Origin of the sequence: Lysinibacillus sp. OL1 (genome assembly GCF_004332175.1) — a bacterium.
Classification (GTDB): Bacteria; Bacillota; Bacilli; order Bacillales_A; family Planococcaceae; genus Lysinibacillus; species Lysinibacillus capsici.
In genome coordinates, this window is sequence record NZ_SJDS01000004.1 from 202,524 (window position 1) to 219,518 (window position 16,995).

General features: G+C 38.8%; 15 protein-coding genes. All 15 read left to right on the top strand.

What is annotated here, in order from left to right:
• Positions 1–247 precede the first annotated feature (247 nt).
• A complete protein-coding gene (locus EW028_RS10110; protein ID WP_004269446.1) occupies positions 248–1,102 on the top strand; it encodes a class II fructose-bisphosphate aldolase in 855 nt (284 codons plus the stop codon).
• A gap of 149 nt (positions 1,103–1,251) precedes the next feature.
• Positions 1,252–1,902 (top strand): fructose-6-phosphate aldolase, encoded by a 651-nt coding sequence (fsa, locus tag EW028_RS10115; RefSeq protein ID WP_004269447.1) that lies wholly within the window; start codon positions 1,252–1,254, stop codon positions 1,900–1,902.
• A 62-nt stretch (positions 1,903–1,964) separates the two neighbouring features.
• Positions 1,965–3,251, top strand: a complete 1,287-nt coding sequence (locus EW028_RS10120; protein ID WP_131520783.1) for a UDP-N-acetylglucosamine 1-carboxyvinyltransferase — start codon at positions 1,965–1,967, stop codon at positions 3,249–3,251.
• 94 nt (positions 3,252–3,345) lie between these two features.
• Positions 3,346–4,302, top strand: coding sequence for a class II fructose-bisphosphatase (glpX, locus tag EW028_RS10125; RefSeq protein ID WP_004269449.1), 957 nt, complete (start codon positions 3,346–3,348; stop codon positions 4,300–4,302).
• A gap of 223 nt (positions 4,303–4,525) precedes the next feature.
• Positions 4,526–5,809, top strand: a complete 1,284-nt coding sequence (gene rho, locus EW028_RS10130) for a transcription termination factor Rho (RefSeq protein WP_016992739.1) — start codon at positions 4,526–4,528, stop codon at positions 5,807–5,809.
• Positions 5,810–5,940: 131 nt separating this feature from the next.
• Complete coding sequence (locus EW028_RS10135; RefSeq protein ID WP_131520784.1) at positions 5,941–7,839, top strand: AraC family transcriptional regulator; 1,899 nt, start codon at positions 5,941–5,943, stop codon at positions 7,837–7,839.
• Positions 7,840–7,915: 76 nt separating this feature from the next.
• Positions 7,916–9,640, top strand: coding sequence for an ABC transporter ATP-binding protein (locus EW028_RS10140; protein ID WP_131520785.1), 1,725 nt, complete (start codon positions 7,916–7,918; stop codon positions 9,638–9,640).
• Positions 9,641–9,677: 37 nt separating this feature from the next.
• Positions 9,678–10,472 (top strand): ABC transporter ATP-binding protein, encoded by a 795-nt coding sequence (locus EW028_RS10145; protein WP_048395606.1) that lies wholly within the window; start codon positions 9,678–9,680, stop codon positions 10,470–10,472.
• Positions 10,473–10,504: 32 nt separating this feature from the next.
• Positions 10,505–11,557, top strand: coding sequence for a FecCD family ABC transporter permease (locus tag EW028_RS10150; RefSeq protein ID WP_131520786.1), 1,053 nt, complete (start codon positions 10,505–10,507; stop codon positions 11,555–11,557).
• Positions 11,554–12,588, top strand: a complete 1,035-nt coding sequence (locus EW028_RS10155) for a FecCD family ABC transporter permease (RefSeq protein ID WP_009371943.1) — start codon at positions 11,554–11,556, stop codon at positions 12,586–12,588. The genes EW028_RS10150 and EW028_RS10155 overlap by 4 nt, the downstream gene beginning before the upstream one ends.
• Positions 12,589–12,711: 123 nt before the next feature.
• Complete coding sequence (locus tag EW028_RS10160; RefSeq protein WP_131520787.1) at positions 12,712–13,761, top strand: NAD(P)/FAD-dependent oxidoreductase; 1,050 nt, start codon at positions 12,712–12,714, stop codon at positions 13,759–13,761.
• Between the two features lie 203 nt (positions 13,762–13,964).
• Entirely contained in the window at positions 13,965–14,168 is a 204-nt protein-coding gene (gene rpmE, locus EW028_RS10165; RefSeq protein WP_004269457.1) for a 50S ribosomal protein L31, read from the top strand.
• Positions 14,169–14,284: 116 nt separating this feature from the next.
• The gene (locus tag EW028_RS10170; RefSeq protein WP_048395608.1) at positions 14,285–14,857 is read left to right on the top strand and encodes a thymidine kinase; all 573 of its coding nucleotides are present in this window, start codon (positions 14,285–14,287) and stop codon (positions 14,855–14,857) included.
• A 173-nt stretch (positions 14,858–15,030) separates the two neighbouring features.
• Positions 15,031–16,107 carry a peptide chain release factor 1 gene (prfA, locus tag EW028_RS10175; protein WP_004269459.1) on the top strand — a complete coding sequence of 359 codons (1,077 nt, stop codon included), beginning with the start codon at positions 15,031–15,033 and terminating at the stop codon, positions 16,105–16,107.
• Positions 16,094–16,954: a peptide chain release factor N(5)-glutamine methyltransferase gene (prmC, locus tag EW028_RS10180; protein ID WP_131520788.1), complete on the top strand. Its 861-nt coding sequence runs from the start codon at positions 16,094–16,096 to the stop codon at positions 16,952–16,954. Before prfA ends, prmC begins: the two co-directional genes overlap by 14 nt.
• Positions 16,955–16,995 lie beyond the last annotated feature (41 nt).

Genomic DNA, 16,995 nt, shown 5'->3' on the forward strand with positions numbered 1-16,995 from the left:
TCCACTTCACTTCGTCAGCCCCTGCCGCTACGTTCCACTCCGCTTTCGGGTAGAAAATAATAGCCCCTGCTTTTCAGGGGAGAGGACTTCGTTGCGTTCCACTTCACTTCGTCAGCCCCTGCCGCTACGTTCCACTCCGCTTTCGGGTAGAAAATAATAGCCCCTGCTTTTCAGGGGCTATTATTTTTGCTATGATTGAGGAGCATGTTTATGTAGAAAGAATAGTCCTATGAGGAGGATTTTTAGTATGGCATTAGTATCTATGAAAGAGATGTTAATTAAAGCAAAAGCAGAAGGTTATGCTGTTGGTCAATTCAACATTAATAACCTTGAATGGACTCAAGCAATTTTACAAGCAGCTGAAGAAGAAAAGTCTCCAGTGATTCTTGGTGTTTCTGAAGGTGCAGGTAAATATATGGGCGGATTTATTTCTGTTGTTCATATGGTAAAAGGTTTAATGGAATCTTACGGTACGACAGTTCCTGTAGCAATTCACCTTGACCATGGTTCTAGCTTTGCAAAATGTAAAGAAGCAATTGATGCAGGCTTTACTTCCGTGATGATTGATGCATCACATCACCCATTTGAGGAAAATGTGAAAATTACTTCAGAAGTAGTAGAATACGCACATGCTAAAGGCGTTTCTGTGGAAGCAGAATTAGGAACTGTTGGTGGAGATGAAGATGGCGTAATCGGTGGTATTATTTACGCTGATCCAGAAGAGTGTCGCAAAATGGTTGAACTAACTGACATTGACTGCTTAGCGCCAGCACTTGGCTCTGTACACGGTCCTTACAAAGGAGAGCCAAACTTAGGCTTTAAAGAAATGGAGGAAATCTCTAAATTGGCAGACCTTCCACTTGTTTTACATGGTGGTACTGGTATCCCAACAAAAGATATCCAACGTTCTATTTCATTAGGTACGGCTAAAATCAACGTCAATACTGAAAATCAAATTGAAGCAACAAAAGTAATTCGTGAAATTCTGGACAACGATAAAGTTGTTTACGACCCACGTAAATTCCTTGGTCCAGCACGTGAAGCCATCAAAGCTACGGTTATTGGTAAAATTCGTGAATTTGGAAGTGCACAAAAAGCATAATTTTTGCATTTAATATGTTACAAAAGCATAGATAAATACACATAATAAGAGAAGTGTTGATGCTTTCAATCGACCTTCTCTTGTTTTTGACATAAAGAAATTTTGGAAAATATTTAATAATATAAGAAAAATGATCAGGAGGAAATAATATGAAATTTTTCATTGATACAGCAAACTTTGAAGAGATTAAAGAGGCACATGCATGGGGTATTTTATCAGGAGTGACAACAAACCCATCGTTAGTGGCTAAAGAAGAGAATGTTTCTTTCCATGATCGTCTTCGCGAAATCGCTGAGCTTGTTGATGGCTCTGTAAGTGGGGAAGTTATTGCACTTGATGCAGAAGGTATGATTAAAGAAGGTTTGGAATTAGCTGCGATTGCACCAAACATCACCGTAAAGCTTCCTATGACACCAGCTGGATTAGAGGCATGTCGTTTCTTTGCAAACAAAGGTATTAAAACAAACGTGACATTAATTTTTAGTGCTAACCAAGCATTAATGGCTGCGCGTGCAGGTGCTACATACGTATCACCATTTATCGGCCGTTTAGATGACATTGGTCAAAATGGTGTTGAGTTAATTGAAACAATTGCAGATATTTTTACAATCCATAATATCGATACTCAAATTATTGCTGCCTCTGTCCGTCACCCGCAACACGTTACAGCAGCAGCTTTAGCAGGTGCACATATCTCAACTACTCCGTTTAAAGTATTAAAGCAGCTTTTCCACCATCCATTAACTGAAAAAGGAATTGAAGGATTTTTAGCGGATTGGAATAAGAGAAAAGGCGAATAATAAGATTATAAAGTGTGCAAATTGCAAAAATACTACTTTCCAATCATGAGGGAGAACGCAAAATGGATGTTTATAAAATTACTGGCGAAAATCGTCTACAAGGTACAATTAAAGTTAGTGGTGCAAAAAATAGTGCAGTCGCCTTAATTCCTGCATCAATTTTGGCGAACTCTCCAGTGACTATTGGAGGGATACCCGAAATTTCAGATGCTTGGACGTTAAAGGCTCTACTAGAGGAAATTGGTGGGGAAGTTTCATTTGAGAATGGGAAAATGACAATCGATCCAACAGAGATGATTGCATTGCCCTTACCAAACGGCAACGTTAAAAAGTTACGCGCTTCCTATTATTTAATGGGTGCTATGCTTGGACGTTTCAAAAAAGCAGTTATTGGTTTACCTGGAGGCTGTTTTTTAGGACCTCGACCTATTGATCAACATATAAAGGGCTTTGAGGCTTTAGGAGCCAAAATTACTAATGAACATGGAGCCATTTATTTACGTGCAGATGAGTTGATTGGGGCAAAAATTTATTTAGATGTGGCAAGTGTTGGGGCTACTATTAATATCATGCTTGCTGCTGTCCTTGCTAAGGGACGTACTGTCATTGAAAATGCTGCAAAAGAACCTGAGATTATTGATGTGGCGACACTTCTAACAAATATGGGTGCCAATATTAAAGGTGCAGGTACAAGTGTTATTCGTATCGAAGGAGTAGAAGAGCTACATGGTACTGAACATACGATTATACCTGATCGCATTGAGGCTTCCACATTTTTGATTATGGCTGCAGCAGTCGGTGATGGTATAACAATTGATAACGTTATTCCACTGCATTTAGAAGCAGTTATTGCCAAGCTTCGTGAAATGGGTGTGAAAATTGAGATTGGTGAAGAAAGTATTTATGTACCAAAAACAGACCTCTCAACATTACAGGCAGTGGATGTCAAAACATTGGTATACCCTGGATTCCCAACGGATATTCAACAACCACTTGCTGTGTTAATGTCACAAGCATTCGGTTCCTCAAAAGTAACAGATACTATTTACACAGCTCGTTTCAAGCATATTGATGAGCTTCGTCGTATGAATGCAGATGCTCGTGTAGAAGGAAACACAGCAATAATTAAAGGGCCGAGTAGATTACATGGCTCAACTGTAACAGCTACAGATCTTCGTGCTGGAGCAGCTTTAGTGTTAGCTGGACTCTTAGCAGAAGGAGAAACTGAGATTCAGGATATCTATCATATCGAACGTGGCTATAGCTCACTTATTGAGAAATTACGTGATTTAGGCGCTGATATTCGACGTGAAACAATTGTGGCACGTGTAGCTGAGACAAAGGAATAATGAGAGCTAAAAGTTTTCAACCAATTATGTTACAATAGAGGTAATTTGAATGTTTTGGCACGAAAAGGTGCCGATAACGGGAGGCAAAGCAACAATGGAACGTAGTTTATCGATGGAAGTAGTACGAGTAACAGAAGCAGCAGCAATCGCATCCGGGAAATGGATGGGGCGCGGTTTGAAAATTGAGGCAGATGATGCAGCAACAACAGCGATGCGCAAAATGTTCGATACAATTCCAATGCATGCTACAGTAGTAATTGGTGAAGGCGAAATGGATGAAGCACCAATGCTTTATATTGGTGAAGAACTTGGTTTACGAAATGGTGGTCCTAAAGTAGATATTGCAGTGGATCCTTTAGAAGGTACAAATATTGTAGCCAAAGGTACAAATGGTGCTATGACAGTTCTTGCTATTGCAGATAAAGGGAATCTGTTAAATGCACCAGATATGTACATGGAGAAAATTGCTGTAGGACCGGAAGCGGCGGGCAAAGTGGATATCAATGCTTCCGTCACTTATAACTTATTACAAGTAGCAAAAGCTAAAAATAAAGATATTTCTGATGTTGTAGCTACTCTTTTAGATCGACCACGTCACCAAGCGATTGTTGATGAAATTCGTGAGGCTGGTGCACGTATTAAGTTTATCCAAGATGGCGATGTTGGTGCAGCAATCAATACGGCCTTTGATGAAACAGGCATTGATATTATGTTTGGAACAGGCGGTGCACCTGAGGGTGTTATTGCAGCAGTAGCTTTAAAATGCCTTGGTGGTGACTTCCAAGCAAAACTAGTACCAGAAGATGAAGAGCAATTAGAACGCTGCACAAAAATGGGTGTGGATGTTGAAAAAGTTCTTTATTTAGATGACCTAGTAAAAGGTGACGATGCTATTTTTGCAGCGACAGCTGTAACAGATTGTGAGCTTTTAAAGGGTGTTCAATATAAAGGTGCTTATGCCTTAACTCATTCAGTAGTTATGCGTGCTAAATCTGGTACGGTTCGCTTTGTTGAAGGCCGTCACGCTCTTGAGAAAAAACCTAGATATTAATGTTATTTTCTTCTAAAATATACCTAGTACATCTATTGTGCTAGGTACCTTCTTCTTTAAATAACCATCCCATATTTTTAAGGCAATGTTTAGTTATATGGTGGAAGTATTTCAATAGATATTATTAAAGGCAACCATATAAGCGTTAGCAGAGCCAAGCGTAAACTTCAATGATAACCCCTTTAAATTGAATTATATTTTGAAAAAGACTGGAGTTGTGCATATGTCTGCATTGACAATCGCTCAATTAGAAAACATGACGTTAAAAGAGCTTTACGCCCTTGCACGCCAATATAAAATTTCTTATTATAGCAAGCTAACGAAAAAAGAATTGATATTTGCTATTTTGAAAACGCGTTCAGAGCAAGAGGGCTATTTCTTTATGGAAGGCGTACTAGAAATTGTTTCGCAAGAGGGCTTCGGCTTCCTTCGACCAATCAACTACTCACCAAGTAAAGAAGATATTTATATTTCTGCATCCCAAATCCGTCGCTTTGATTTGCGTAACGGGGACAAGGTGTCAGGAAAGGTGCGTCCACCGAAGGAAAATGAGCGCTATTATGGCCTATTACAAGTAGATGCTGTCAATGGCGAAGATCCTGAAGTAGCGAAAGAACGAGTTCATTTCCCAGCACTAACACCTTTATATCCAAATAGACAAATTAAACTAGAAACAACACAACGCAATTTATCTACACGTATAATGGATTTAGTGGCACCAGTAGGCTTTGGACAACGTGGATTAATTGTAGCTCCGCCAAAGGCAGGGAAAACGTCTTTATTAAAAGAGATTGCGAACGCTATTACAACCAATCATCCGCAAGCGGAGTTAATTGTCCTACTGATTGATGAACGACCTGAGGAAGTGACAGATATTGAACGTTCTGTCAATGCAGATGTTGTCAGCTCCACATTTGATGAAGTACCTGAAAACCACGTAAAAGTGGCTGAAATAGTATTAGAACGCGCACGACGTTTAGTTGAACATAAGCGTGATGTAATTATTTTAATGGACTCTATTACACGTTTAGCTCGTGCTTATAACTTAGTAATTCCACCAAGTGGACGTACACTATCAGGTGGTATTGATCCTGCTGCATTCCATAGACCGAAACGTTTCTTTGGTTCGGCTCGTAATATTGAAGAAGGCGGTAGTTTAACAATTTTAGCGACGGCTTTAGTAGATACAGGTTCTCGTATGGATGAAGTTATCTATGAAGAATTTAAGGGAACAGGGAATCTAGAGCTTCATCTTGATCGTCAGTTAGCAGAACGCCGTATATTCCCTGCGCTTGACATTCGACGTTCGGGTACACGTAAAGAAGAGCTTCTTTTGGAGCCAGAACAACTTGAAAAGCTATGGGCAATTCGTAAAACGTTTTCTGATGCACCGGATTTTGCAGAGCGCTTCCTGAAAAAAATACGTACAACAAAATCAAATGAAGAATTTTTTGAAAAGCTAAACGAAGATATGAAAAAAGCAACAAAGGGTAAGGGGCTTTTATAAAGGGCATCACCATTGACAAACAAATTGTCAGTGGTGATTTTTTTTGTATATGTTTATTTTATAAATGTGTATTGAAATTGATAATCATTATCAATATAATGGTAAGTAAATATGTTCTGAAGGAGACGAAGATGAATTATGATGCCTATATGCTTCTTTGGCAAAATGCATTTATCCAGTTGAAGCAAATCGATTACATAAATAAATCAGACATTCATGTGTCAAAGGTTTTAACATATAGCTCGTTACTTATTGTCACAGCAGGCGGTGCACAGATTGTCATTGACGATCAATCTTATCATGTGCAGCGCTTCAGTATTTTTCATATAGGTAAATCTCAATGTCTTCACATTAGGGCACAGCAGAGTGTAAGCTATTTTCTTATTAGCTATAAGGGAGATGTCATATACAAAGACGCCTTTATGCAGCATTTGCACATGCACTATCAACCATTCCAAACACATTTCTCTTGTGTACCCGCAAATCCGATAGTCATTCACAACATCCTTCAAGATATGTTTGGCAAATGGCAATCTGGCTCTATACAAGAGCATTTATCTGTAAGGGCATCCTTCTATGAGCTTATCTATCATGTCTTTCGAGAATTAGCAGAAGGACAAGGGAAACCACATGAAATGGATAAGGCAGAAGCCGCACGATTATTTATAAAGCAACACATTCATCAACCATTATCTATCCAGACATTAGCAGATATGCTTCAGATTAGTACACGACATTTATTACGCATCTTTAAAGCTCGCTATGAAATAGGTCCACAAATATATTTACAACAATTGAGAATAGAGCAGGCTAAGCAGTATTTATTAACCAATCAATATGGCATAAAAGAAATTGCCATATCTCTTGGATTTGAAGATGAATATTATTTTAGTCGTGCTTTTAAAAAAGCAACAAAACTGGCTCCAAGTAGCTTTAGGCTGAAATATGCATCTAATATGTCCGAAATTGCCATTACAAATGAGAATCATTTTCAATACAATAATAATCAGCTCGCGCAAGCAAAACGATTTGAGAATGGAGAAAATGAAATCATGATGAAGAAGAGGATTCACCATATAAAGCTACCTTTTTTATTAAGCCTGTTCGTTTTACTGGCAGCGTGTAATGAAGAGACAAGCCAATCTAAGGTTGATGAACCAACTTCGCCCGAGAAGGCAGAGACTAGAACCGTAACAGATGATAGTGGACGCGAAGTAGAAATTCCAATGCAGGCAGAGAGAGTCGTAACTGATTGGTATCTGGGGCAAATTTTAGCGTTAGATGTTGTACCAGTTGGAGGCGTAACGGCTAACCTTGATTATGCTGCTTTCTTAAAGCAACACTATAAGGATGGTGAAATTACGAATATTGGTACAGATGGTAAGGTGTCATTAGAAAAAGTTTTAGAGTTAAAGCCAGACTTGATTATTACTTGGAATATTGAGGATGTAGCGAAATATGAAAAAATTGCCCCGACAATTGTCTTCGCTGAAGATGCACATCAATCAGCGATTGAGGAGATTAAGGCAATGGGGAATTACTTAGGAAGACAAGAAGAGGCTAAGGCCTTTACAAAAGAATTTGAAGATCGGATCGCAAAAGCTAAAGAAAAAATCATGGATGTGATTCCAGAGGGAGCCACATTTACTATTTATGAAATGTTTGAAAAAAATGCAACGATTGTAGGGCAATCAAGTGTATCGGGCGGTAGAGCGCTCTATCAAATTTTGGGCATGAAACCTCAAGAAAAGGTGCAGGAGATTTTTGATACAAAGGAAGCAAGTAATGGACGCTATGAGATTTCCTATGAGGTAGTAGGTAACTATGTAGGTGACTATAACTTCATGATTAATTTCTTTAACAAAGATGGCCAGTTGCCAGCAACATGGACAAACTTAGATGTCGTTAAAAGTAATCAAGTATTAGTGCTTCCATCTGAATATTATTTTGCTTCTGATCCGCTCTCTGGCTTACACCAAGCTGAAGAACTAGCTGACAAAATAGTTGAATTTACAAAGGCTCATCAATAACTGAGATAACAGGAGAGCTATTGTAGATAGCTCATTTATAGATACGTAAAACGAGTTCACGATAGGAGGCTACACCATGTTATTACGGCGATTTTTTTCATATTATAAGCCCTATAAAGGCTTATTTATTTTAGATTTTAGCTGTGCCATATTAGTGGCACTAATAGAGCTTGCGTTTCCGATTGTTTTAAATAAAGTAATTGATGATATTCTGCCAGATGGGGAATTGAAATGGATTATTATGGCGAGTTTATTGCTGTTTGGATTATACATTTTTAACTCCATTCTTCATTTTATCGTTTCATATTGGGGACATATGCTGGGCATTAATATTGAGACGGATATGAGAAAAGAATCCTTCAGCCATGTACAAAAGCTATCCTTTAGATATTTTGATAACAACAAAACAGGGCATCTTGTTTCTCGTTTAACAAATGATTTGATGGATATTGGTGAACTTGCTCACCATGGTCCAGAGGATATCTTTATTGCAGCGATGACGATTATTGGATCATTTGGTGTTATGTACTATATTGATCCAACCTTTACGATTCTTATTTTCTTGCTTGTACCGATTATCTTATTCTTAACTATTATTTTCGGGAAATTAATGTCCAAGGCATTCCGTCAAATGTTTGGAGATATTGCAGATTTCAATGCACGTGTTGAAAACAATGTAAGTGGTATTCGTGTTGTGCAAGCTTTTACAAATGAAGATCATGAGATTAAACGCTTTAAAGTAAATAATGAAAGATTCCGTATGACAAAGCTGTTTTCCTATAAAGTGATGGCTTGGAATGAAGCTATTTCAGGCATACTCACGAAGGTATTATCACTCTTTACTTTATTTGTTGGGGCTTATTTTGTATTAAATGGGCATTTAACAAATGGCGATTTTATCGCATTTATTTTACTTTCAGGTATTCTCTTAGGCCCAATTAACAAAATCAATATGTTTATAGAAAGCTATCCAAAGGGCATGGCAGGATTTAGGCGCTATATTGAATTCCTCGAAACGGAGCCCGAAATTGCGGACCGTTCAGAAGCGAAAACAATCGATGAAATTGATGGTGAAATTACTTTTTCTAATGTATCGTTTGGCTACGCTGCCAATAATCGTGCCTTACATCAAATTAATTTAAAGGTACGTCCTGGTGAAACGGTTGCCTTAGTAGGCCCTTCTGGTGCAGGGAAATCTACGATCTGTAGCCTATTGCCCCGTTTTTATGAGGTGAATGAGGGTTCCATTAAGATTGATGGTGTTGATATACGAGACTTTAAACTGCAATCTTTACGTTCGCATATCGGGATTGTCCAGCAAGATGTCTTTTTATTCGATGGTACCATTCGTGAAAACATAGCCTATGGTGATTTAAATGCCAGTGAAGAAGATATTTGGTATGCCGCACAACGAGCACAACTGACGGATGTAATCAATGCTTTACCAGAGGGCATGGATACACGCATTGGTGAACGTGGTGTCAAATTATCAGGTGGACAAAAACAAAGATTATCAATTGCACGTATTTTCTTGAAAAATCCAAAAATCTTAATACTAGATGAAGCAACATCTGCATTGGATACAGAAACAGAACAAGCTATCCAGCAAGCCTTAAACGAGCTTTCTATCGGTCGTACTACATTAGTAATTGCCCACCGTTTAGCAACGATTAAGGATGCAGACAGAATTGTTGTGGTATCGAAAAAGGGCATTATTGAAGAAGGCACACATGAGCAATTAATGGAACGCCAAAATGCTTACTATGGCTTGTATACAGCCCAATTTGGTTTACAAATTTAAAAGTAATAGCATTCTCAAAAGTGAAAGGAAGTTAAAGATGTCAGTACTTGAAATAGATCATGTTGCGATTGGTTATTCTTCAGCGCTCATCGTCAATGATTTAAGTGTGGAGATTCCAAAAGGGGAGATCTCCACGATTATCGGTCCAAATGGTTGTGGCAAGTCTACTTTATTAAAGGCTGTAGCACGTGTATTACGCACACAAAATGGAGCTGTCTATTTAGATGGCAAAGCTATACATCAATTGAAAACAAAAGAAGTGGCCAAAAGAATGGCTATTTTACCTCAAACAGCAACAGCACCAGGAGGATTAACGGTTTTTGAACTGGTATCCTATGGTCGTTTTCCTCATCAAGTAGGGTTTGGTACATTGCAAAAGGAAGACTATGAATATATCCATTGGGCTATTGATGTTACGGGGCTAAGAGAATTTAGTGATCGACCAATCGAAGCATTATCAGGTGGGCAGCGTCAGAGAGTATGGATTGCTATGGCATTGGCGCAAGGCACGGATATTTTAGTACTGGATGAACCAACAACTTATTTAGATTTAGCACATCAGCTCGATATTTTATTGTTGCTACAAAAACTAAATAAGGAAGAAGGACGAACAATTATCATGGTTTTACATGATTTAAATCATGCATCACGGTTCTCTCATTTTATGATGGCCATGAGAGACGGCAATTTAATGGTGAATGGCAGTCCAAAAGAAGTGATGACAAAAGAAAATTTACAAAGGGTATTTAATATTGATGCAGAAATGGCTGTATGTCCCTATAGTGAAAATCCAATCTGCCTATCTTATCAGTTGTACGATATGAAAAAATAAAAGCTAGTTGGAAGTTATGAGGAGGAAATAAAATGACTACGTCGACAGGAGTAGGAGAGCTCCACGATTTAGAAGAGCTACAGAAGCGATCTCATCCGATCCGTGGAGTAGTGGCTTTAATCGTAGGAGTAATTGGATTAATAGTTGCCATTGGCTTATCAATTTCTTTTGGTGCAGCAGATATTTCATTGGGTACTGTTTGGACAGCTGTTACCCATTTTTCACCAGAATTAACAACACATCAAATTATCCATGATATTCGCTTACCACGGATACTTGGAGCAGCATTAGTCGGTGCAAGCTTTGCGGTAGCGGGTGCGATTATGCAGGGGATGACACGTAACCCTTTAGCAGACTCAGGGTTATTAGGCTTGAACTCAGGAGCTGCCTTTATGTTAGCCGTATGTTTTGCCTTCTTCCCTGGGTTGCCTTATATGTATTTAATTTTATGGTCCTTTGTAGGTGCAGGTCTTGGTGTGGCCATCGTTTATGGTATTGGCTCGCTTTCTAAAGGTGGCTTAACACCTATGCGACTAGTTTTAGCAGGAGCTGCTGTTAGTGCGTTACTTGGGGCGCTCGGAGAAGGAATTGCTCTTTATTTTCGTATCGGACAAGACCTCGCATTTTGGTATGCGGGAGGGGTTTCAGGCACAAAATGGAGCCATCTACAAATCTTATCTCCATGGATACTTGTTGCGATGATAGGAGCTCTTATCCTATCGCGTTCCATCACCGTACTAAGCTTAGGTGAAGAAATTGCAGTTGGGCTAGGGCAACGTACTGCTGTGGTAAAAGTATGGGGAATGATCATTGTTTTAGTTCTAGCGGGTGCAGCAGTTTCTGTTGTCGGTGCGGTTGGTTTTGTAGGGTTAATTATCCCTCATTTAACCAGATACATAGTTGGTCATGATTATCGCTGGATCATCGCTTGTTCCTTGGTATATGGAGCATTGCTTGTTGTGTTAGCTGATTTAGTAGCACGTGTTATTAATCCACCTTATGAAACACCCATTGGTGCGCTCATAGCCTTTATTGGAGTACCATTCTTCCTTTATTTAGCGCGAAAAGGAGGGAAAGAACTATGAGTAACAGCTATTTAACACCAAGTCAGCTAAAGGCGAAAAGGAAACATTTTTCCATTCTTGCTACGCTCATTGTGTTAATCGTTATTACCTTTGTCATAAGTATGAATACAGGTGTCATTAAACTGACACCAATGGAGGTTCTTCGGACTCTTTTTGGTCAAGGTGATGCACAACAGCAGCTTATCTTATATGAATTCAGACTTCCAAGAATTGTGATTGCTGTATTAGTAGGTATGGGGTTAGCTATATCAGGCGCTATTTTACAGGGCATTTCTAAAAATGCCTTAGCAGACCCAGGAATCTTAGGGATTAATGCGGGAGCAGGACTAGCGGTTATGCTCTATGTGTCATTTTTTCCAACTACGAAAGCAGCACCTGTTTATTTACTGCCTATACTGGCTTTTGTAGGAGCAGGTTTGACAGCTGTACTGATTTATTCACTTTCTTATCGACGCCATGAGGGGATTACACCAATGCGTTTAATCTTAACTGGGGTAGCTGTGGCAGCAGGGATTAGCTCGGCTATGATTGTGCTAACACTACGTCTATCGCCAGAGAATTATCAATTTGTAGCAACATGGCTAGCAGGTAGCATTTGGGGCTCAAATTGGAGATTTGTTCTGTCGTTATTACCATGGTTAGTTATCTTATTGCCATTCGTCTATTCAAAATCACGTGTATTAAACATATTGAATTTAGGTGAATTAACAGCAGTAGGACTAGGTGCCTCGATAGAAAAAGAGCGACGCTGGTTGTTGGCTGCTGCTGTTGGATTGGCTGGAGCTAGTGTTTCAGTAAGTGGTGGAATTGGTTTCGTTGGCCTTGTTGCGCCACACTTAGCTCGACAGCTTGTTGGGGCTAAACACCAGTTTTTATTGCCAACCGCAGCATTATTAGGAGGTTTTTTAGTGTTAATGGCTGATACAATCGGTCGTTCCATTTTAGAACCTTCAGAAATTCCAGCAGGGATTGTGGTAGCAGTTTTAGGAGCACCTTATTTCTTGTATTTACTAGCACGATTAAAAGAGTAAATGGCACTTTTTCCTTTGTGTGTGAATAGTATTGCCATGAGAGGAAAGAATAGACGGTTATTAGATTAATTCTTGTCAAACAATTTACGTTTGAATAGATTAGAAGGGGATGGAGAAGAGGAAATGTCAGAGGAACTATATGATGTAACAATTGTTGGTGGTGGTCCAGCAGGGCTTTATACTGCCTTTTATAGTGGAATGCGAGATTTAAAAACGAAAATTATCGAGTATAGCTCACAGCTAGGTGGTCGTATGCTAATATATCCTGAAAAAATGATATGGGATGTAGGTGGAGTAACACCTATTTTAGGTGGTCAGCTTATTAAACAACTTGTGGAGCAAGCTGAAACCTTTGATCCAACGATTGTCTTAAATCAAAAAGTGGAAAAATTAGATAAGCAACAGGATGGAACATTTATTTTAACATCCTCTACAGGAGAAAAACATTATTCCAAAACGGTTATTTTAGCAGTAGGCTATGGCGTCCTTTCTATGCAAAAGCTTGAAATTGAAGGAGCGGATCGCTACGAAGTAACGAATTTACATTATACAGTTCAGGAATTAGAAATCTTCCGAGACAAGCATGTGTTGATTTCAGGTGGTGGTAATTCTGCGGTTGATTGGGCAAACGAGCTAGAGGCAATTGCCGCAAGTGTCACGATTGTTCATCGTCGAGATGATTTTGGTGGACATGAAAAAAATGTCTTACGTATGAAAGAATCCTCAGTTCATGTAAAAACACCCTATGAAGTCGTTCAATTGCATGGGGACGGAGATTTAATTCAATATGTATCTATTGTCAATAAAGATACCGATGAAATGGAACGAGTGAAGGTAGATGCTGTCATTGTAAATCATGGTTTAAAATGTGATTACGGTGCGCTTGAAGAATGGGGATTAAACATTCAGAATGGCGTAGCGATTGTTAATGAGAATCGGGAAACGAACGTAGCAGGTATCTATGGAGCTGGTGATTTTATTGATCATCCTAGTAAAGTTAGATTAATAGCTGGTGCATTTACCGATGGAATACTAGCATTAAATAGTGCAAAACTATACTTGGAGCCAGATGCACCGAAAGTAGCCTATGTATCTTCACATAATATTCGCTTTAAAGAGCGAAATGAGAAAATTGGGTTAGTAGACAATGATTATCGTGAAGTTCGCGGTTAGGTATTAGGGATGGTTTACTTTTAATATTTTTTACTTGAAAATGATAAAATATCTATGCTATACTTCAAAAGTATGCAACGTGTACATATGTAGCTGACGTTCCACTTCGACACAAATTTTGTAGTCGACATATTCGGGCTATGTAAGGTACAGTTCGATAATACTCTGTTCCAGATGGTTCAGGGCGAGAGGAGAAAACGAATATGAAACAAGGAATTCATCCAGACTACAAAGAAGCAACAGTAACTTGCTCTTGTGGGAACACTTTCAAAACTGGTTCAGTAAAAGAAAACATCGTTGTCGAGTTCTGCAACGAATGTCACCCATTCTACACTGGCCGTCAAAAATTCGCGTCTGCTGATGGTCGCGTGGATCGTTTCAACAAAAAATACGGTCTTAAAAACTAATGTTAGTTTAATACCTGCCAAGCATGCGCTTGGCAGGTATTTTTTTCAGTAAATAATACACGTTGATGCAAGTCTTTTCAAAATCCAGATTGACACAAAGAAAGGGAGAAGACAAAATGGCACAGCTATATTTTAAACATGGTGCAATGAATAGTGGGAAGTCAATAGAAATTCTAAAAGTTGCCCATAATTATGAAGAACAACAAAAACCTGTAATGATGTTTACTTCAGGTCTAGATACGCGTGATGAGGTGGGCTTTGTTTCCAGTCGAGTAGGTTTACGACAACAAGCCATTCCTGTTTATGAAGATACAAATATTTTTGAAATAGTAAAAACTAATGCTGTCAAACCTTATTGTGTGCTTGTGGATGAAGTTCAATTTTTAAAAAAAGCACATGTTTTACAGCTAGCTAACATTGTGGATAAATTGGACATTCCCGTAATGGGCTTTGGTTTAAAAAATGATTTTCAAAATGAGCTATTTGAAGGTAGCCAGTACATGCTTACATATGCAGATAAAATTGAGGAAATGAAAACAATTTGCTGGTTCTGTCATAAAAAAGCAACCATGAACTTGCGCGTAGATGAAAGTGGAAAGCCAGTTTACACAGGAGATCAAATTCAAATCGGTGGCAATGATTCGTATTATCCTGTTTGCCGAAAATGTCATGCAAATCCACCGCTATAAAGCTAAGTAGCTTTGTTACAGCGCTAAGAAAAAGTAGCATACATGTGAAAATTTCCTTATACTAAGTAGTGGAATAAGAAATGAAAAAACCATTACGCCTTAGCGTAATTTTGATGAAAGCGGCTTCTCTGTAAAAAAGGAGCAATTTAAAAAACTAAATAGAGGTGAAATCCATGTTTGATCGATTACAGGCAGTGGAAGATCGTTATGAAAGGCTTACTGAGCTTTTGAGCGATCCGGATATTGTTAATGATAGTAAGAAATTACGCGAATATTCTAAGGAACAATCAGATATCCAAGAGACAGTAGATACTTATCGTGAATATAAAAGCGTGAAAGAACAGCTAGTAGATACACGAGAAATGTTAGATAGCGAAAAAGACCCTGATATGCACGAAATGGTAAAGGAAGAATTTAACCTTTTAAAAGCACAGCAGGAAGAGCTAGAAGAGCGATTACGTATTTTATTAATTCCAAAAGATCCGAATGATAATAAAAACGTTATTATGGAAATCCGTGGGGCAGCTGGTGGTGACGAGGCTAATATTTTTGCAGGTGACTTGTTCCGTATGTATTCTCGCTATGCAGAAACGCAAGGCTGGAAAATTGATATTATGGAAGCTACACCAAACCCAATGGGCGGCTATAAAGAGGTAATCTTTATGATTAATGGACAAGGAGCCTATTCAAAATTCAAATTTGAAAATGGCGCACACCGTGTACAACGTGTCCCTGCTACAGAATCACAAGGTCGAATTCATACATCAACAGCAACAGTTGCTTGCTTACCTGAGGTTGAGGAAGTAGATGTTGAAATCCATGAAAAAGATATCCGTGTAGATACATTTGCATCATCTGGTGCAGGTGGTCAATCTGTAAATACAACGATGTCTGCTGTTCGTATGACCCATTTACCGACAGGTGTTGTGGTTTCGATGCAGGATGAACGTTCACAAATTAAAAACCGTGAAAAAGCAATGAAAATTCTTCGTGCTCGTGTTGCAGATATGTATATGCAGGAAGCACAAAAGGAGATTGATGCTACGCGTAAATCAGCTGTTGGATCTGGTGATCGCTCTGAGCGAATTCGTACTTACAATTATCCACAAAACCGCGTAACCGACCACCGTATCGGTTTAACGATTCAAAAGCTAGATCAAATCGTTGAAGGCAGACTAGACGAGATTATCGATGCTCTTATTTTAGAAGAACAAGCATCGAAGTTAGAGCGTTTAAATGATGACTTATAAAAATGTGATGGAGGCCCTTGAGTGGGCTTCTTCTTTTTTAGTGGATAATGGTTGTGAACAAACAGCAGCGCGGATTGTTATGCAACATGTGCTTGGTACTAGTTATGGAGAAGTTATGTTGCATTTGCAAGATGAATTAACAGCAGCGCAGCAAATGAAATTTAATGAGCTCATAGAAGAACATGCCAATGGTCGACCTGTCCAATATTGTGTTGGGTATGAGGAGTTTTATGGTCGTTCATTCTTAGTCGATGAATCTGTCTTAATTCCACGACCTGAAACAGAGGAATTGGTGCTTGGAACAATTAATCGACTACCTAAAATATTTACAAAGCAAACATTGAAGCTGGCTGATATCGGTACAGGTAGTGGAGCCATTGCTATTTCAATGAAGCTGGAATGTCCAGCATTAACGGTCATAGCTACCGATTTATCAGAAGCTGCACTAGCAACTGCTCAAAAAAATGCAAAGCAATTAGAGGCAGATATTGATTTTAGATTGGGAGATTTAGCTGCTCCACTTGCAGGAGAAAAATTTGATATTGTTTTATCGAACCCGCCGTATATTGCATTTGATGAGGCACAAGCAATGTCAAGCGTTGTGCTAGAGCATGAGCCGCATAGTGCCCTCTTTGCCGAGGAGGATGGTCTTATTTTATATAGAAAATTAGCCGAACAATTACCAGCTTATATGAATAGGCCAGCGTTGATTGGATTAGAAATCGGTTATACACAGGGAGAGAAAGTAGCTAAATTCTTCCAAGATAGTTTTCCACAGGCAACAGTTTCAGTAGAAAAAGATATTAATGGTAAACCTCGAATGATTTTTTGTGAGCTACATGTATAAAGTTTCTTGATCTTGCCAACAATGTTGAGCAAGGAGGGATT